Source organism: Streptomyces sp. NPDC004629 (assembly GCF_042873595.1).
Lineage (GTDB): Bacteria > Actinomycetota > Actinomycetes > Streptomycetales > Streptomycetaceae > Streptomyces.
In genome coordinates, this window is the sequence record NZ_JBIALO010000001.1 from 599,297 (window position 1) to 615,761 (window position 16,465).

Here is a 16,465-nt window from a genome sequence, read left to right on the forward strand (position 1 = left end):
GCAAGGGGCTCCCTGTGGACAACCGCCACAGCCGTCCCGGGCGACCTGGCAGCATGGCCGTGTGACAGCAGCAACGCATTCCACCCTCTTCCCGCAGGTACCGGACTCGGCCGACGCGGTGCTCGAAGGGCTCGACCCCGAGCAGCGCGAGGTGGCCACCGCCCTGCACGGCCCGGTGTGCGTGCTGGCCGGGGCCGGCACGGGCAAGACGCGGGCGATCACCCATCGCATCGCCTACGGCGTGCGTGCGGGCATCCTCCAGCCGTCCAGCGTGCTCGCCGTCACCTTCACCAACCGCGCCGCCGGCGAGATGCGCGGCCGGCTGCGCCAGCTCGGCGCGCAGGGGGTCCAGGCCCGCACCTTCCACTCCGCCGCGCTCCGCCAGCTCCAGTACTTCTGGCCGAAGGCGGTCGGCGGTGCCATGCCCCGGCTCGTCGACCGCAAGATCCAGCTCGTCGCGGACGCGGCCGCCGCCTGCCGCATCCGCCTCGACCGCGGCGAGTTGCGCGACGTCACCGCCGAGATCGAGTGGTCCAAGGTCACCCAGACCGTCCCCGCCGACTATCCGCTCGCCGTCGTGAAGGCCGGCCGTGAGACCCCCCGCGACGCGGCCGAGGTCGCCCAGCTCTACTCCGTGTACGAGGACCTCAAGCGCAGCCGCTCGGTCATCGACTTCGAGGACGTCCTGCTGCTGACGGTCGCGATCCTCCAGGACCGGCACGACATCGCCGAGCAGGTCCGCGTCCAGTACCAGCACTTCGTCGTCGACGAGTACCAGGACGTCAGCCCCCTTCAGCAGCGGCTGCTGGAGCTGTGGCTCGGCGACCGGGACAGCCTGTGCGTCGTCGGCGACGCCAGCCAGACGATCTACTCCTTCACCGGCGCGACCCCCGATCACCTCCTCGACTTCCGCATCCGCCACCCCGGCGCCACCGTCGTCAAACTGGTCCGCGACTACCGCTCCACCCCCCAGGTGGTCCACCTCGCCAACGGGCTGCTCGCCCAGGCCCGCGGGCGGGCCGCCGACCACCGCCTGGAGCTGGTCTCCCAGCGCGCCGCGGGCCCCGAGCCCGTCTACACCGAGTACGTGGACGAGCCCGCCGAGGCCGAGGGCGCCGCCCGCCGGATCCGCGAACTCATCGACGCCGGTGTCCCGGCCGCCGAGATCGCGATCCTGTTCCGCACGAACTCCCAGTCCGAGACCTACGAGCAGGCCCTCGCCGACGCCGGGGTGCCCTACCAACTGCGCGGCGCCGAGCGTTTCTTCGACCGCCCCGAGGTGCGCAAGGCGGGCATCGCCCTGCGCGGCGCGGCCCGCTTCGGCGGCAACGACGCGCTGCTGGACGATGCCGTGGACCTGCCCTCCCAGGTGCGCGCGGTCCTGTCGGGGGAGGGCTGGAGCCCCGAGCCCCCGGCGGGTTCGGGCGCGGTCCGGGAGCGCTGGGAATCACTGGCGGCGCTGGTCGGTCTGGCGCAGGACTTCGCCGCCGCCAGAGCAGGCGCCACGCTGGGCGACTTCGTCGCGGAGCTCGACGAACGGGCGAACGCCCAGCACGCCCCCACCGTCCAGGGCGTCACCCTCGCCTCGCTGCATTCGGCCAAGGGCCTGGAGTGGGACGTCGTCTTCCTGGTCGGCGTCGCCGAGGGCATGGTGCCGATCACCTACGCGAAGACCGACGAGCAGATCGAGGAGGAACGCCGGCTCCTGTATGTGGGTGTGACCCGGGCCCGGGAGCGGCTGCATGTCTCCTGGTCCCTCGCCCGGTCCCCGGGCGGTCGTCCGAGCCGTCGGCCGAGCCGCTTCCTCGACGGACTGCGCCCCGGTTCCGCGGCCACGGTCGGGCGTTGGGCCGGCGGTGCCGCGGGCGGCATCGAACGGGGCCGGCCGGCGGGCGGCACGGCCGCGCCCCGGCGTACCCAGCGCACCCCGGCCCGGTGCCGGGTCTGCGGCCGTACGCTCACCGACGCCGGTGAGATGAAACTGATGCGCTGTGACGACTGCCCCTCCGACATGGACGAGGGAATCTACGAGCGACTGCGTGAGTGGCGGGCGGAGCAGGCGCTGCGCTCGGGCCAGCCGGACTTCTGTGTGTTCACCGACAAGACCCTGATGGCGATCGCCGAGTCCGTGCCCGAGGACTATCCCGAGCTGTCCCGGATCCCCGGGGTCCCGGCCCGCAAGCTCAAGCTCTACGGGGCCGCCGTTCTGGCCATCTGCGCAGGCGGCAGCGGCGCGGGAGACGACGAGGGCGACTGATGCGAACTCGTCGAAAAAATAGTTTGCGCATGGCCCGGCGATCCCCATAGGTTCTAGACACGGAAACAGCGGCCTTCTCGGAGGCACTGATTCCGTGTTCTACTTGCATATCCGATGGGACCGGCTCACCCCGGTCCCCGAGACGCCGAGAGGAGGCGAGTCCAGTGATCAGCATCAACACCAGCACCAGCACCAGCGCCGGTTTCATGAACGCGGCCAAACTGCGCGATCGCGCGACCGTCTCCCCGTGCATGTTCGGCGCCTCGAACACGGGCACCGGTGTGTCCGGCATTCGTGCCGTGCGTCCGGCGTCCTCCGTGTCTCTCGCGGGTCTTCCCGTGCGTGAGCGCGATGAGCGACCGACCAAGGCACTGGAAGCAGTAGTGGCACAGGCGCAGGCCTATGCCTTTGCGGCAGCCGGTGCCGGATTCCGGAAGCAGACGACGCAGCACCACCTGATGTGGGCCTTCCGTGGGCCAAAACCCTGGAGTGATCCAGCCTGATCGCCGATCAGGCCGGCGCCTTCAGGGCCGCGGAACCCCATCCGGGATCCGCGGCCCTTCTGTTTTCCCCGAACGGGGACGACGGAGCGAAGGGGCCTCGGGACAAGAAAGAACCCGGTACCAAGCCGACACCCGGTCAACAGGCCGGACCGACCAGACGAGGAAGACGAACCGTGCAACTCGAAGCGCACGCCCCGTCCGTACCGCCTTCCGACACGATCCCCCCGCCCGTCCCCACGGAGGACTCCACCTTGACCCCGCTCACCCCGCTCACCGCGCTCGACGACGCCATCGAGAACCTCGGCGTGCCCGTCCCCTGCCGTTCCTACGACCCGGAGGTCTTCTTCGCGGAGTCGCCGGCGGACGTCGAGTACGCCAAGTCCCTCTGCCGGACCTGCCCGCTGATCGAGGCATGCCTCGCCGGCGCCAGGGAACGGCGTGAGCCCTGGGGCGTCTGGGGTGGCGAGCTGTTCGTCCAGGGGGTTGTCGTCGCCCGGAAGCGGCCGCGTGGCCGCCCGCGCAAGAACCCGGTCACAGCATGAACATCCCAGGAACCATCGACCGCCCCCTCACGCACGACCCCAAGAAGCAGGCCCCGATGAAGCCGTCCACCAACGAGCCCGAAGGCTCCGCGACCCCAGACTTCACCACCACCGGCGCGATCGACTCGCGTCAGAACAGGACCCGAGAGATGCAACTCATCCCAGAAGCCCTGGCTCGTGCGCATATGCACGACCGGCTGCACGAGGCCGAACGGGAGCGCCAGGCGGTACGCCTGGCGACCGCCCGCCGGATGCAGCGCCGGGCCGAGCGCGCGTCGAGGCGTGCCCGCCGTGCGCTCGCCATGGCGCTCATGCAGTAGCCGATCACACCGGAAGCGGTGGCCCCCGGCCTCGGGGGCGAAACCTTCCCGCGGGGGCAGGTCCGTCCGAACGGACCGGCCCCCGCGGTGCGTTGTCGGGCCGAAACCGGGCCGCGGAGATATCGTCGCCGAGTGACGAGTCCTTCCGGAGACGGTGACCACGACGGCCCCGCCGCGCGGCAGCGCCCCCTAGTGTGCGCCCGCTGCCGCACCCCCTCCGCGGCCCCTCAGCCCGCGACCTGGACCTGTTCCGTGGAGAACGGCGTCCGTCAGTACTTCTGCGACGGCTGCTCCAGAGAGAACCTCAGGGCGATCGAGGGGCGGCTGGACTCGGCCTGGTGGTGACGGGGCTCACGCCTGCGCCGCCGGTTCCTGCGCGGTCAGGCTCTCCTCCTCGGGGAGGAATCCCGGAAGCCACTCCTCCAGTTCCTCCCGCAGTCGCACCGTTGCGCCCAGTTGGCACAGGACGCCGATGGTGCTCAGGGTCACCCGGTGGATCAGCAGGTAGGCCGGGGGCAGGTTGAGCTGCTTGCCCAGCTGGTAGGCAGGGGAGCGGGGGTCGGCGATACGGGCGGCCTGGCTGCGCATCCAGGTACGGGTGAACGTGAACTCGTCGACCCGGGCCGGCTCGATGATCGGCAGGAGGTAGTCGAGAACGGCGTCGGGGTCCAGTTCTATGGAGTCCTTGACGAAGCCCTCGGCGCGGAGCATTTCGTAGACCGCGACGGCCTCGCCGTCCAGAGTCATGCGCAGGGCGTCGCCGATCGGCGACGGCAGGCCGCCGGGGAGGCGGTCGACGGTGCCGAAGTCCAGGACGCCCAGGCGCCAGTCGCCCTCGCCGTCCGGCTCGCCGGGCAGCAGCCGGAAGTTGCCCGGGTGCGGGTCGGCGTGCAGGAGACCGGTGCGGGCCGGACCCGAGAACAGGAAGCGGGCCAGAAGCTGGCCGGCCCGGTCCCGCTGTTCCTGCGTGCCGCCGGTGATCACCTCCGAGAGCGGGATTCCGTCGATCCACTCGGTGACCAGTACCTGGTCGCACTGGTGCACCACGGCCGGGACCAGCACATCGGGGTCGTCCGCGAACTCCTCGGCGTGTGCCTGCTGGGCCTGGGCCTCCAGGCCGTAGTCCAGTTCCTCGGAGACGCGGTCCCGCAGCTCGGCGATCAGCGGCTTGACGTCCATGCCGGGGATGAGCGGCCCCAACAGACGGGCGAAACGGCTCAATTGCCCCAGATCGGAAAGCAGTGCCTCGCCGGCCCCCGGGTACTGCACCTTGACCGCCACGTCGCGGCCGTCGTGCCACACCGCCCGGTGCACCTGGCCGATCGACGCAGCCGCGGCCGGCTTGTCCTCGAACTCCAGGAACAGCTCCCGCCAGTCTGTCCCGAGCCGTTCCTCCAGCACCGAGTGCACGGTGCGGGTGGGCATCGGGGGCGCCGCCTCCTGGAGCCTGGTCAGGGCCGCGCGATAGGGGCCCGCGACCTCCTCGGGCAGCGCCGACTCGAAGACCGACAGGGCCTGCCCGAACTTCATCGCACCGCCCTTCAGCTCGCCGAGGACCTTGAACAACTGCTCGGCCGTGCGCTGTTGCAGTTCGCGGCCGACGATGTCCGCGGACTCGCCCACGATCCGCTTGCCCAGGCCCCAGGTCGCCCGGCCGGCGAAGCCGAGCGGGAGCGCGGCGAGCTTGGCGGTCCGGGTGACCGCCTTCCGGGGAAGATCAGACATGCGCCCTCCAAGTCCCAGCCGGCCGCGAAGCGTCCGTGGTGCGTCGTCGTTGCGTCGACGGCCGTTGCACGGCCATTGTCTCGTGCGGCCGCCCGTCCGTGGAGGTGTGTTCTTCCTTACCTCTGCCTGCGGCCCCGCACGGGCACGCGGGATGGGGCGGGACAGGTCGCGCGTGCCACCGCAGGCCCGGCAGCGCGGCCTCCCAGCGCGCGCCCGTGCTCGACGGCGAACGCCCGTCGAGGAAGGCGAGCGCGTGCGCGGCCGCCAGCCCGGCGGCCGTGGCCGCCAGCGTCAGGTCGCAGGGGCCCACCGGGCGGGCCCGCCCGGAGCGCCACTGCGCGACCAGGCGGGGCCAGACCGGGTCCCGGTCCGCCCGGTCCCGGTGCAGACAGCCGGCACAGCCCGTCTCACCCGGCAGCACGAGGGGTCCGACGACCGCGGTTCCCTCCGCGACACCGCAGTGCAGATGAGGTGTCCCGGACGCCAGGAAGGGGTCGATGGCGCCCGGATCGGGGGCGTGCACGGCGACATCGTCCCGCGGCGCGAGGATCACCAGGCAGAAGCCGGGGTCGTCGGCCGGGGGCGGACCGGCGCGGGCACGGCGGCGCGGGCGGTCCGGTGCCGCCCGGCGGACGGCCTGGCGTGCGGCCTCGTCCCTGCGCTCGCCGACCGACTCGGCGGGCAGCCCGCCCGGGGCGACGTCCCATGGCTCGACCTGGCCGCCGTCGCGCACGTCGACCTCGCCGACCCCCGCGCCCGACAGCAGCGAGGCCAGGACGGCGCCGACCCGGCCCGCGCCCCTCACCTGCACGCGCAGAGCACGGCGGGCCGCCAGCCGGTCGATCGCCTCGCCCGGTTCGGAGGTGGTCAGGGACAGGGAGGCCAGATCGGGGCGCAGCCGGTCGAGGATCTCCTTGTGCTCGCGCAGGGCGGCGCCCGCGGGGCCGCCGCCGCGCGCGTCGTCGAGCAGCCCGGCCCCGGCCAGCCCGCGGACCAGGGCGTCGACATGGCCGTCGGGCAGGTCCATCCGGTGCCCCTCGTCGCGCAGGAGCGGCAGTCCCCGGGTGCCGTTGAGCAGTTCCAGGAAGCTGCCTGTCGCCGTGTCGATCGGACCGAGCGTCAGCGCATGCGCCGGTGTCATGCCGAACTGCACGGTGTTGAGGTCGCGCCAGCCGCGCCGGAACGCGGGCTTCGTCATCGGATGCATATCTGTCCCCCGTCATTCGCTGCCATTCCCCGTACTTCACCGTAATCCTCCGTGACTCGCTTAAAACAGAAGCAATTCACGGCATATCGGTGATAGTCGACGGAATCGGTCGCGCTCCGCCGACGAGTGCCAGCATGCCCGGCCCGGCGAACCGGCGCCGAAAGTTGTCCACAGGCGGTGGATATTCGTCGTACAAATCAAACGCATGGTGGGGGAACGGCACTGAACCGTTCCGGACCCGGGACTTCCCCAGGGCCCAGCGGGTAACGTCGGGGCGTGCCCGCCGACCCACCGCACCGCGCCGGAACGCCACAGCGCAGCACGACGAGCCAGCCGCCGAGCGGCTCGGGGACGAGCGCGATCGAGGTCCGCAGGAGCGCCCGGCGACGCCGGACGGTCTCCGCGTACCGCGAGGGCGATCGCACCGTCGTGCTGATCCCCGCCCGGATGTCCGAGGCGGAGGAGCAGCGCTGGGTGACCGTCATGCTCGACAAACTGGCCGCCCAGGAGAGCAGGCGGGTGCTGGGCGACGCGGAACTGGCCGAGCGCGCCCGGCGGCTGTCGGAGCAGTACTTCGACGGCCGGGCCCGGCCCGCCTCCGTGCGCTGGGTCACCAATCAGAACACGCGCTGGGGTTCGTGCACCCCCGCCGAGGGCAGCATCCGGCTCTCGCACCGGTTGCAGGGCATGCCCGAGTATGTGATCGACTACGTGCTCTGCCATGAACTCGCGCATCTGCTGGTACCCGGGCACGGGCCGCGGTTCTGGCAGCTGCTGGAGTCCTACCCGCGGACCGAGCGGGCGCGCGGCTACCTCGAAGGGGTCGCCGCCGCGGACCGACTGCCCCATGCGCAGGACCCGCACGAGGAGTGATCCCTTCCCCGGGCGGAGCCTCCCGCGCCGCCGAGGACGTTGTGTACCGGGTCTGTACCGACTTCGTCCAATGTCGGGGTTTGCCGTTAGCCTGACGCGACGCACTCACATTCCGGATGGGGGACGGTCGTTACGCATGGCCAGGGAATTCCAACGGGGCCACAAGGCCAGGATCAGTGACCTCACCGCGGGCACGGACCTGTACGTAGGCGTGCAGATCTCGGGACCAGGACTGACCTTCGACATCAGCTGCTTCGGGCTCGACGCCGACGAGCGCCTCTCGGACGACCGGTACTTCGTCTTCTTCAACCAGCCGAAGTCCCCCGAGGAGTCCATCCAGTTGCTGGGTGCCCAGGCCGGTGACACGGAGTCCTTCCGGATCACGCTGGACCGGATCCCGCCGGGGATCCAGAAGCTGTCGTTCACGGCGACCATCGACGGCGCCGGGCAGATGTCCCAGATACAGCCCGGCTACCTCCGTATCGTCGCGGGCGGCGAGGAGGTGGCCCGGTACTCGTTCACAGGCTCGGAGTTCTCCACCGAACGGGCCGTGATGCTGGGCGACTTCTATCTGAAGGACGTGTGGCGCTTCGCGGCGGTCGGCCAGGGCTTCGACGGCGGTCTCGAAGCGCTGCTGAAGAACTTCGGCGGCGAGGTGGCGGAGGAGGCGCCCGAGGCGGCCGCGCAGCAGCCGCAGTCCGGCGCCGCTCCGGGCTTCGCCCCGCCCGCCCAGGCCGCCGCGCCGCCCGCGTTCGCCGCTCCACCCGCCCCCGCGCCCGCTCCACCCGCCCCCGCGCCCGCGCCTTCCGCGCCCGCCCCGGCGCCGGCTCCCGCTCCGCAGGGCTTCGCGCCCCCGCCCGGCGCCACACCGCCCGCGCCGCCCGCCCCGGCACCCGCCCCCAACGTGCACGCCGCGCCCACCGTCATCGCTCCCCTGGGCACGCCCCCCGGCGGCACGGTGCCGCCCCCGGCCCCCGCGCCCTACCCCCAGCCCCAGCCCCAGCCGTCGTACGGCGGCGGGCCCGGCGCCCCGAGCGCCCCGCCGCCTCCCGGATACGGCCAGCCCCCGGCCCCGCAGGCCCCGGCACCGCCCCCCGGCTACGGACAGCCGGTCCCGCCCCCCGGATACGGCCAGCAGCCGCCGCTCGGACAGGCCCTGGGCCAGCCGCCCGCCGGCTACGGCGTGCCGCAGGGCGCGCCCCAGGGCGGCGCCGGTGTGACCGCGGCGCTGCAACTGTTCAAGGAAACGCCCACCGGGCAGCGCTGGACCCAGCAGAACAGCAAGCTCATCCGGGTCGACCTCGGCATCGGCGGCCAGCCCGTGCTGGCCCGGCAGGGCAGCATGGTGCTCTACCAGGGCAAGGTCGACTTCAGCTACAAGGGCGCGGGCGTGATGGGCCGGATCGTGGGCAACGCCACCGGCCAGGAGATGCAGCTGATGCGCTGCACCGGCCAGGGCCAGGTGTTCCTCGCGGAGGAGGCCACGCATCTGCACCCCGTGGAACTCCAGGGCGACGCGATCTGCGTCTCCTCCGAGAACGTCCTCGCCTTCGACGAGAGCCTTCAGTACGAGGTCCGCCGCATCGAGGGACACGGCATCCCCGGCGGCGCCCTGTTCACGATGCAGTTCCAGGGCACCGGCACCGTCGTCGTCAAGACGCACGGCACGCCCGTCGTCCTGCCCGTCACACCCACCACGTTCGCCGACTGCAACGCGGTCGTCGCCTGGTCGGCCGCCTCCCAGGTGATCGTCTCCAGCCAGGTCCGCATGCGCCGCAACGCCTACCCGGGCGACACCGGCGAAAGCATCAACCTGCAGTTCCGGGGCGCACCCGGCAACTTCATCGTCGTCCAGCCGTACGAGGTCTGAGGGAGCCCGTCATGATCCATCCGCTCGCGGGCTACGCCCCCGCACCGGTCACCGCCCGCATGGAGAACCACGGCGACCACATGCTGAAGGTCGCCATGCAGACCGGGAACGACCTCTTCGCGCGCGTGGGGTCCATGGTCGCCTACGAAGGCTTCGTCCAGTACGAGCCCAACCCGCCGGCCGTCCGCCAGATCGCCCGCGACTGGGTCACCGGCGAGGGCGCCCCCCTGATGAAGTGCTCCGGCGACGGCCTGCTCTACCTCGCCGACTACGGTGCGAACGTCGTCGTGATCAACCTCAACGGCGACGGCATCTCCGTCAACGCCACCAACCTGCTCGCCTTCGACGCCCATCTGACCTGGGGTGTGGAGCGGGTCAAGGGGCTCGCGAAGTTCGCCGGACAGGGCCTGTGGAACACCAGGATCTCCGGGCAGGGCTGGGTCGCCCTGACCTCCCGGGGCAAGCCGATCGTCGTCGACTGCGGCGGCGGCGAGGACGAGACGTACGTCGACCCGGACGCGCTCGTCGCGTGGTCCCCGAACCTCAAGGTGAAGGGCAAGCGCAGCTTCAAGGCGCAGTCGCTGATCGGCCGCGGCAGCGGCGAGGCCTACCAGATGGCCTTCTCCGGTCAGGGCATCGTCGTCGTCCAGCCCAGCGAGGACAGCACCGACCGCCTCCGGGTCCGGGGCTGAGGGGGAGCCAGAGTCACCATGCAGAGCCCGCTTTTCGCCCACAACGACCAGCAGACCCAGGAACGCTGGAGCCTGCAGAACAAGCAGATGCTCCGCGTCACCCTGGGGGGTCACGACGACATCCTCGCCCGCAAGGGCACCATGGTCGCCTACCAGGGACTCGTCGAGTTCGACGCCGAGTACCAGAGCGGCGGCCAGGCACGCGCGCGTGCGCACACCGGGGAGGGCCTGGACCTGATGCGCTGCCACGGGCAGGGCACGGTCTACTTCGCCAATCTCGCCCAGTACGTCCATGTGGTGGACGTCGAGCAGGAGGGCCTGACCGTCGACAGCAGCTATGTGCTCGCCCTGGACTCCTCGCTGCACCACGAGGTCATCGCCGTGGACAGCCAGTACGGCATCTCGGGGTCCGGGAAGTACCAGCTCAACATCACCGGACACGGCAAGGTCGCCCTGATGACGTCGGGCGTGCCGCTGATGATGCAGGTCACCCCCGACCGGTACGTCAACTGCGACGCCGACGCGATCGTCGCCTGGTCGACGGGCCTGCGCGTCCAGATGCAGGCGCAGACGCACTCCTCCGGCGTGTGGCGGCGCCGCGGCAACACCGGTGAGGGCTGGGAGCTGAGCTTCATGGGCACCGGTTACGCGCTCGTCCAGCCGAGCGAACTGCTGCCGCCGCAGAACGCCGCGGTCGGCCAGGGCCTCGCCGCGCAGTACGGCATGGGGCAGCACGGCGCACGGGGCCAGAACCAGGGCAACGTCTGGAGCTGAGCCGCGGCGAGCAAGGCGCAGGGGCGACCACCCTCGGGCGGTCGTCCCTCACCCGCCGGTCGCCCGGGTGCACGCCTTGACGACGTCAGGTCTCAGAGCCTGGCACGCGTCGCCTCCAGCAGCCGTACGACCGATGCGTCCGCCACCCGCGGCACCTCGTCGTAGGCGAACCAGCGCAGGTCGAGCGACTCGTCGCTGATCTCCTGCACCGCTCCGGGGGGTGCCAGGACCGCGTACTGCACGTCGAAGTGCCAGTGGCACGGGGCCGGGATCCGATGGCGGTCCAGGCGCACCGGGCCGCCGGGGAGCAGCGTCAGCCCCGCCACGCCCGACTCCTCCGTGGCCTCGCGCACGGCCGCGGCCCGTACGGACGGGTCCTGCGGTTCGCAGTGGCCGCCCATCTGCAACCACATCCGCAGCTTCTTGTGCAGGGTGAGCAGCACCCGGCCCTGTGCCGGGTCGACGACCAGGGCGCTCGCCGTGAGGTGCCCGGCCTCGCAGGCCTTCCACATGCCGTCCGGATGCGCGGCGAGGTGGTCCAGATAGGCCTGGCGCAGTTCTTCCTGGCCCTCGTACTCCTTCAGGACGAGGACCGCGTCGTCGTACAGGCTCACTCGGTGCCGTCGCCCTCGGCGGGGTCACCCTTGGCGTCGTCGCCCGCGTCGCCCTTCTTCAGGTTCGGCTTCTCACCGGTGCCGCCGGCCGCTTCGCCGAGCATCTTGTCCAGCTCGGAGAAGTCCAGCTGCTCGCGGTGGACAAAGCCGTCCGGGTCGTCCAGGTCGGTGGCCGTCGGCAGCATGTCCGGGTGGGCCCACAGGGCGTCCCGGCCGTCGACACCGCGCGCGTCCGTGAGGGAGGCCCACAGCCGGGAGGCGTCGCGCAGCCGGCGGGGCCGCAGCTCCAGGCCGATCAGCGTCGCGAAGGTCTGCTCGGCCGGACCGCCCGAGGCACGGCGGCGGCGCAGCGTCTCACGCAGGGCGTCGGCGGACGAAAGACGCGGCTTCGCGGCCGCGTGGACCACCGCGTCCACCCAGCCCTCGACGAGCGCCAGGGCCGTCTCCAGACGCGCCAGGGCGGCCTTCTGTTCCGGCGTGTCCTCCGGCTGGAACATGCCCTGCTGGAGGGCGTCCTGCAACTGCTCCGGGTTCTGCGGGTCGAACTGGCCGACGACGTCCTCCAGCTTGGCCGTGTCGACCTTGATCCCGCGAGCGTAGCCGTCGACCGCGCCGAACAGGTGCGAGCGCAGCCACGGCACATGCGCGAACAGCCGCTGGTGGGCGGCCTCACGCAGGGCGAGGTAGAGCCGCACCTCGTCCCGGGGAACGCCCAGGTCCTTGCCGAACGCCTCGATGTTCAGCGGCAGCAGCGCGGCCTTGCCGGCCGGACCGAGCGGCAGACCGATGTCGGTGGAACCGACCACCTCGCCGGCGAGCACGCCGACGGCCTGCCCGATCTGCGTGCCGAACATGGCGCCGCCCATCGAGCGCATCATGCCGATCAGCGGGCCCGCCATGGCCTGCATCTCCTCCGGCAGGACGTCGCCCATGGCCGCGCCGACCCGCTCGGCGACCGGGTCGACCAGTTCCTTCCAGGCCGGAAGGGTGGCCTCGACCCACTCCGCGCGGCTCCACGCCACCGCGGAGCCCGCTCCGGACGGCAGGGACGTCGCGTCGTCCAGCCACAGGTCGGCCAGGCGCACGGCCTCCTGGACCGCGGAACGCTCGGCGGGGCCGACGCTCGCGTCCTTGACGCCGTCCGGGGTGCCCTGGGAGACCGTCTGGCGGGCGATCTGCTTGGCCATGTCCCAGTTCACCGGGCCGCCCTCGTAGGAGAGCATCTGGCCCAGCTGCTGGAACGCGGCGCCCAGGTCGGTGGGGTTCAGCGAACCGAACATGGCAGCGAGCGGATTGTCGGCGCCCGGGCCGCCAAAGCCTCCGGCTCCGGGCAGCCCGAAACCGAACGGGTTGGCCGGTCCCTGCTCACCACCGCTCTGCTGGTCCTTCTTCTTGCCCTCGTCGCCGTTCTCCGGCTCCTCCGGCGGAAGGCCGAATCCGAATGGGGTGTCACTCACGGGATTCCTCGGCTGGTTAGGCCGCCGGTTCTCTCCGACGGCGCGGCTGCCCGACAACACCACCCAGCGTAGACACCAAGACCCGATCGGGCCTCGGTGCTTCGCCGACTCTCGGCCTGCGGCAGGATGGATGCCACCTGGTTCGTACGCCTCCGACGCGTATGTACTGAAGACAACCGCTGGAGACGCCTGGTGAGTTCCCCAGATCCGCAGGTTCGCGCAGCGCGAAACCACGCAACCCCTCCCGCCGTGCGCGGGCCCGTCGTCGCGGTCACGGGCGCCGCGACCGGGGTCGGCGCGCTGCTGACCGCGCGGCTCGCCGCGTCCGAGGAGGTCAAGCGGGTCATCGCGATCGACGAGCGGCGCGGCGACTGCGCGGCGGCCCAGTGGCACATCCTCGACGTACGGGATCCGGCCATCGCCGAGAGGCTGCGCGGCGCCGACGTGGTCGTCCACCTTGCGCTCGACCTGGACCTGGAGACCGAAGCGGCGGCCCGGACGGCGTACAACGTGCGCGGCACGCAGACCGTGCTGACCGCGGCCGCGGCGGCCGGTGTGCACCGGGTGGTGCTGTGCACCTCCGCGATGGTGTACGGGGCGCTGCCGGACAACGAACTGCCCCTGTCGGAGGACGCGGAGCTGCGGGCGACCGCCGAGGCGACCGGGGTGGGCGACCTGCTGGAGATCGAGCGGCTGGCCCGGCGGGCGCCGCGGGCGCATCCCGGCCTCAATGTCACCGTGGTGCGGCCCGCCGTCCTGGTCGGCGGCACCGACACCGCGCTCACCAGGTACTTCGAGTCGCCGCGGCTGCTCGTGGTGGCCGGGTCGCGGCCCGCCTGGCAGTTCTGCCACGTCGAGGATCTGTGCGGCGCCCTGGAGTACGCCGTCCTGGAGAAGGTCGACGGGGAACTGGCCGTGGGCTGCGACGGCTGGCTGGAGCAGGAGGAGGTCGAGGAGCTGAGTGGGATCCGGCGGATGGAACTGCCGTCGGCGGTCGCCCTGGGGGCGGCGGCCCGGCTGCACCGGATCGGGCTCACCCCGTCGCCTGCCGGGGACCTGGCCTACACGATGTACCCCTGGGTGGTCAGCGGGAGCCGGCTGCACGACGCCGGGTGGCGGCCGCAGTGGACCAACGAGGAGGTCCTGGCGGAGCTGCTGGACGAGGTCTCCGGGCGGCACACCGTGGCCGGACGGCGGCTCGGCCGCAAGGACGCGACCGCGGCGGGGGCCGCGGGGGCGACGGTCGCCCTGTTGGGCGCGGCGGCCGTGGTACGGCGGGCACGGAAGGCGCGGCGGCGGATCTGAGACGATCCCGGCCCCCTGGCAGAAGCCCGGAAGGAGCCCGGAGGAGGCCCCGGCGGATCGTGCCTGTGGAGGAGCTGCGGATCGTGCTTGTGGAGGAGCCTTGGAACGCCTACGCGCGCGTGACGGGTCGCGTGCCGTCCGGGGTCTCCGTGGCGGCCTGTTCCACGATCTCCCTGCGGTGCGGCACCATGGCTCCATGGCACCAACCAACGATCACCCCGGTGAGCAGGCGGCTCAGGATCCCATCAAGCTGATCGGCGTCCGCCGGACCGCGCTCTCCGTGGACGAGGTGTTCCAGGCCGTGGGCGACGCCGCGGCGGGCGGCATCGCGCTGTTCGTCGGGACCGTGCGCAACCACGACGGGGGCGCGGACGTCGACCGGCTCGGGTACTCGTGTCACCCCAGCGCCGAGGCCGAGATGCGCCGGATCGCCGAGAAGGTCGTCGCGGAGTACCCGGTGCGGGCGCTGGCCGCCGTTCACCGGGTGGGGGATCTCGACGTCGGGGATCTCGCCGTCGTGGTCGCGGTCGCCTGCCCGCACCGGGCGGAGGCCTTCGAAGCCTGCCGGAAGCTGATCGACGACCTGAAGCACGAGGTGCCCATCTGGAAGCACCAGACCTTCTCCGACGGCACCGAGGAGTGGGTGGGGGCGTAGCCCCGCAGGTCGGCCCGCTCCCGCACGCCGTTCCGGTTGCGTAACCGCACCCCTGGCCTGAGCGTTGTCAGTGCGAATGGTTAATCTGCTGATCTGTCAGTTGCGGACGCTCATGGGGTTGGGAGGTCGGCATGGCGGTGCTCGCCTGGTTGCTGATTCCGCTTATCGCCGCGATAGGCGCAAGTCTGTGGGGCAGTTGGGCCAACCGGACGCGGAAGGCCCGTAGCGACGGTCCCGAGCTGGACGGCTACGCCCGGTTCTGCGCGGCGATGGAGAAGCCGCACTCCGGTCGGTGACAACCCGGTCGAGGGCGCCCTGACGGTGCTCCGACAGGCTCGTCCCGTAGTGTCGAACCATGCCACGCCGCACCGCGACGATGCTCGCCTCCACCCTGATGCTGATCGCATTTCTGTGCGCGGGTGTACTGCTGCCCGTCCCGTACTCGGAGATGTCCCCGGGACCGACGGTGAACACCCTCGGGGAGCACGACGGCGAACCGGTGCTGCAGATCTCCGGTCACAGGACGTTCCCGACGACCGGGCACCTCAACATGACCACGGTCCGGGTCACCAGCGCCGACTACAAGATGAACCTGGTCGAGGCCGTCTACGGATGGCTGGCGCACGACGACAAGGTTGTGCCGCACGACACGCTCTACCCGGACGGCAAGACCGAGGAGCAGTCCACCCAGGAGAACGCCGAGGAGTTCAGCCAGTCCCAGGAGAGCGCCAAGGTCTCCGCCCTGAAGGAGCTGGACATCCCGGTGAAGTCCTGGGTGATCGTCTCCACCGTCGTCAAGGACTCACCGGCCGAGGGCCGGCTGCATGCCGGTGACGTCATCAAGGCCGTCGACGGCACGCCCGTGAAGCAGCCCTCCGATGTCGCCGAGCTGGTGACCAAGCACAAGCCCGGCCAGGACGTCGTCTTCAGGATCATCCCGGCCAAGGAGCAGGCCGCCGCGGAGAAGGAGAACCGGACGCCGACCCTCACCCAGGATGTGACGATCACCACGACGACGTCCGAGGACAGCGGGGCCAAGCGGGCCATCGTGGGGATCTCCGCCGGGACCGACCACACCTTTCCGTTCTCCATCGACATCAAGCTCGCCGACGTCGGCGGGCCCAGCGCCGGTCTGATGTTCGCGCTCGGCATCTACGACAAGCTCACCCCGGGCAGTCTCACCGGCGGCAAGTTCGTCGCCGGCACCGGCACGATCGACGACAAAGGCAAGGTCGGGCCGATCGGCGGGATCGAGATGAAGACCGTCGGCGCGCGTGACAAGGGCGCCCAGTACTTCCTGACGCCCGCCGACAACTGCGCCGCCGCGGCCAAGGACGCCCCGGGCGGGCTGACCCTCGTCAAGGTCAAGACCATCAAGGACGCCCTGGGTGCCCTCGACGACATCCGCAGCGGAGACACGGCCGCCCTGCCGAAGTGCACGACCAAGGGCTGAACAACCGGCACCGCACGCGAGGCCACCGGAAGGACCGGGCCGGAGACGCCCGGCCGGAAGGGGTGCCCGGTCGGACGAGGCGTCCAGAGTGCAGGAGACCGCGCGGGCGTCCCACGCGGATCACCGCGGGTGCGGCCCGCGCGCGGGAGACCGCAGGGACGCAGTCGCCCAATCCTCCCCGGGCCGAGGGAGACCCGGCCGGTCAGGTTGCGATCGCG

17 protein-coding genes are annotated in these 16,465 nt (G+C 71.6%); 13 read left to right on the forward strand and 4 right to left on the reverse strand.

Going from position 1 to position 16,465, the window contains the following annotated elements:
- The first annotated feature begins 61 nt into the window (after nucleotides 1-61).
- The 5 genes from ACFYTE_RS02575 to ACFYTE_RS02595 all read left to right on the forward strand — a co-directional run bounded on the left by ACFYTE_RS02575 (nucleotide 62) and on the right by ACFYTE_RS02595 (nucleotide 3,967).
- Complete coding sequence (locus ACFYTE_RS02575; RefSeq protein ID WP_388703800.1) at nucleotides 62-2,257, forward strand: ATP-dependent DNA helicase UvrD2; 2,196 nt, start codon at nucleotides 62-64, stop codon at nucleotides 2,255-2,257.
- A 164-nt stretch (nucleotides 2,258-2,421) separates the two neighbouring features.
- A complete protein-coding gene (locus ACFYTE_RS02580) occupies nucleotides 2,422-2,760 on the forward strand; it encodes a hypothetical protein (RefSeq protein ID WP_388703803.1) in 339 nt (112 codons plus the stop codon).
- Between the two features lie 173 nt (nucleotides 2,761-2,933).
- Entirely contained in the window at nucleotides 2,934-3,302 is a 369-nt protein-coding gene (locus ACFYTE_RS02585; protein ID WP_388703806.1) for a WhiB family transcriptional regulator, read from the forward strand.
- Complete coding sequence (locus tag ACFYTE_RS02590) at nucleotides 3,299-3,622, forward strand: hypothetical protein (protein ID WP_388703809.1); 324 nt, start codon at nucleotides 3,299-3,301, stop codon at nucleotides 3,620-3,622. The genes ACFYTE_RS02585 and ACFYTE_RS02590 overlap by 4 nt, the downstream gene beginning before the upstream one ends.
- Nucleotides 3,623-3,754: 132 nt before the next feature.
- Complete coding sequence (locus tag ACFYTE_RS02595) at nucleotides 3,755-3,967, forward strand: hypothetical protein (RefSeq protein WP_388703810.1); 213 nt, start codon at nucleotides 3,755-3,757, stop codon at nucleotides 3,965-3,967.
- Nucleotides 3,968-3,973: 6 nt separating this feature from the next.
- On the opposite strand, the gene ACFYTE_RS02600 is transcribed toward ACFYTE_RS02595, so the two are convergent.
- Entirely contained in the window at nucleotides 3,974-5,347 is a 1,374-nt protein-coding gene (locus ACFYTE_RS02600) for an ABC1 kinase family protein (protein WP_388703813.1), read from the reverse strand.
- Nucleotides 5,340-6,554, reverse strand: coding sequence for a TOMM precursor leader peptide-binding protein (locus ACFYTE_RS02605; protein ID WP_388703815.1), 1,215 nt, complete (start codon nucleotides 6,552-6,554; stop codon nucleotides 5,340-5,342). The genes ACFYTE_RS02600 and ACFYTE_RS02605 overlap by 8 nt, the downstream gene beginning before the upstream one ends.
- A 276-nt stretch (nucleotides 6,555-6,830) precedes the next feature.
- Between ACFYTE_RS02605 and ACFYTE_RS02610 the strand changes: the two genes are divergently transcribed.
- The 4 genes from ACFYTE_RS02610 to ACFYTE_RS02625 all read left to right on the forward strand — a co-directional run bounded on the left by ACFYTE_RS02610 (nucleotide 6,831) and on the right by ACFYTE_RS02625 (nucleotide 10,763).
- Complete coding sequence (locus tag ACFYTE_RS02610) at nucleotides 6,831-7,427, forward strand: M48 family metallopeptidase (RefSeq protein WP_388703817.1); 597 nt, start codon at nucleotides 6,831-6,833, stop codon at nucleotides 7,425-7,427.
- A gap of 136 nt (nucleotides 7,428-7,563) precedes the next feature.
- A complete protein-coding gene (locus ACFYTE_RS02615; protein WP_388703819.1) occupies nucleotides 7,564-9,297 on the forward strand; it encodes a TerD family protein in 1,734 nt (577 codons plus the stop codon).
- Nucleotides 9,298-9,308: 11 nt separating this feature from the next.
- Nucleotides 9,309-9,989, forward strand: coding sequence for an AIM24 family protein (locus tag ACFYTE_RS02620; protein WP_388703821.1), 681 nt, complete (start codon nucleotides 9,309-9,311; stop codon nucleotides 9,987-9,989).
- Between the two features lie 18 nt (nucleotides 9,990-10,007).
- Complete coding sequence (locus tag ACFYTE_RS02625) at nucleotides 10,008-10,763, forward strand: AIM24 family protein (RefSeq protein ID WP_388703823.1); 756 nt, start codon at nucleotides 10,008-10,010, stop codon at nucleotides 10,761-10,763.
- A gap of 92 nt (nucleotides 10,764-10,855) precedes the next feature.
- Here the strand turns inward: ACFYTE_RS02625 and ACFYTE_RS02630 are convergent, their stop codons facing one another.
- Both ACFYTE_RS02630 and ACFYTE_RS02635 read right to left on the reverse strand, forming a co-directional pair.
- On the reverse strand, nucleotides 10,856-11,377 hold the full coding sequence (locus ACFYTE_RS02630; protein ID WP_388703825.1) for an NUDIX hydrolase: 522 nt from the start codon (nucleotides 11,375-11,377) through the stop codon (nucleotides 10,856-10,858).
- On the reverse strand, nucleotides 11,374-12,834 hold the full coding sequence (locus ACFYTE_RS02635; RefSeq protein WP_388703828.1) for a zinc-dependent metalloprotease: 1,461 nt from the start codon (nucleotides 12,832-12,834) through the stop codon (nucleotides 11,374-11,376). Before ACFYTE_RS02635 ends, ACFYTE_RS02630 begins: the two co-directional genes overlap by 4 nt.
- Nucleotides 12,835-13,026: 192 nt before the next feature.
- Here ACFYTE_RS02635 and ACFYTE_RS02640 point away from each other — a divergent pair, with 192 nt between their 5' ends.
- From ACFYTE_RS02640 to ACFYTE_RS02655, 4 genes are all read left to right on the forward strand, one after another.
- The gene (locus ACFYTE_RS02640; protein WP_388703831.1) at nucleotides 13,027-14,139 is read left to right on the forward strand and encodes an SDR family oxidoreductase; all 1,113 of its coding nucleotides are present in this window, start codon (nucleotides 13,027-13,029) and stop codon (nucleotides 14,137-14,139) included.
- A gap of 196 nt (nucleotides 14,140-14,335) precedes the next feature.
- Entirely contained in the window at nucleotides 14,336-14,794 is a 459-nt protein-coding gene (locus ACFYTE_RS02645; RefSeq protein WP_388703833.1) for a molybdenum cofactor biosynthesis protein MoaE, read from the forward strand.
- Nucleotides 14,795-14,925: 131 nt separating this feature from the next.
- Complete coding sequence (locus tag ACFYTE_RS02650) at nucleotides 14,926-15,090, forward strand: hypothetical protein (protein WP_388703835.1); 165 nt, start codon at nucleotides 14,926-14,928, stop codon at nucleotides 15,088-15,090.
- Nucleotides 15,091-15,149: 59 nt separating this feature from the next.
- Nucleotides 15,150-16,247, forward strand: coding sequence for a PDZ domain-containing protein (locus ACFYTE_RS02655; RefSeq protein WP_388703837.1), 1,098 nt, complete (start codon nucleotides 15,150-15,152; stop codon nucleotides 16,245-16,247).
- Nucleotides 16,248-16,465: the final 218 nt, after the last annotated feature.

Coding starts and splice junctions, on each gene's coding strand:
- ACFYTE_RS02590 (WP_388703809.1), top strand. CDS start 3,299: ATGAACATCCCAGGAACCATCGACCGCCCCCTCACGCACGACCCCAAG.
- ACFYTE_RS02600 (WP_388703813.1), bottom strand. CDS start 5,347: ATGTCTGATCTTCCCCGGAAGGCGGTCACCCGGACCGCCAAGCTCGCC.
- ACFYTE_RS02605 (WP_388703815.1), bottom strand. CDS start 6,554: ATGCATCCGATGACGAAGCCCGCGTTCCGGCGCGGCTGGCGCGACCTC.
- ACFYTE_RS02615 (WP_388703819.1), top strand. CDS start 7,564: ATGGCCAGGGAATTCCAACGGGGCCACAAGGCCAGGATCAGTGACCTC.
- ACFYTE_RS02620 (WP_388703821.1), top strand. CDS start 9,309: ATGATCCATCCGCTCGCGGGCTACGCCCCCGCACCGGTCACCGCCCGC.
- ACFYTE_RS02625 (WP_388703823.1), top strand. CDS start 10,008: ATGCAGAGCCCGCTTTTCGCCCACAACGACCAGCAGACCCAGGAACGC.
- ACFYTE_RS02645 (WP_388703833.1), top strand. CDS start 14,336: ATGGCACCAACCAACGATCACCCCGGTGAGCAGGCGGCTCAGGATCCC.
- ACFYTE_RS02650 (WP_388703835.1), top strand. CDS start 14,926: ATGGCGGTGCTCGCCTGGTTGCTGATTCCGCTTATCGCCGCGATAGGC.
- ACFYTE_RS02655 (WP_388703837.1), top strand. CDS start 15,150: ATGCCACGCCGCACCGCGACGATGCTCGCCTCCACCCTGATGCTGATC.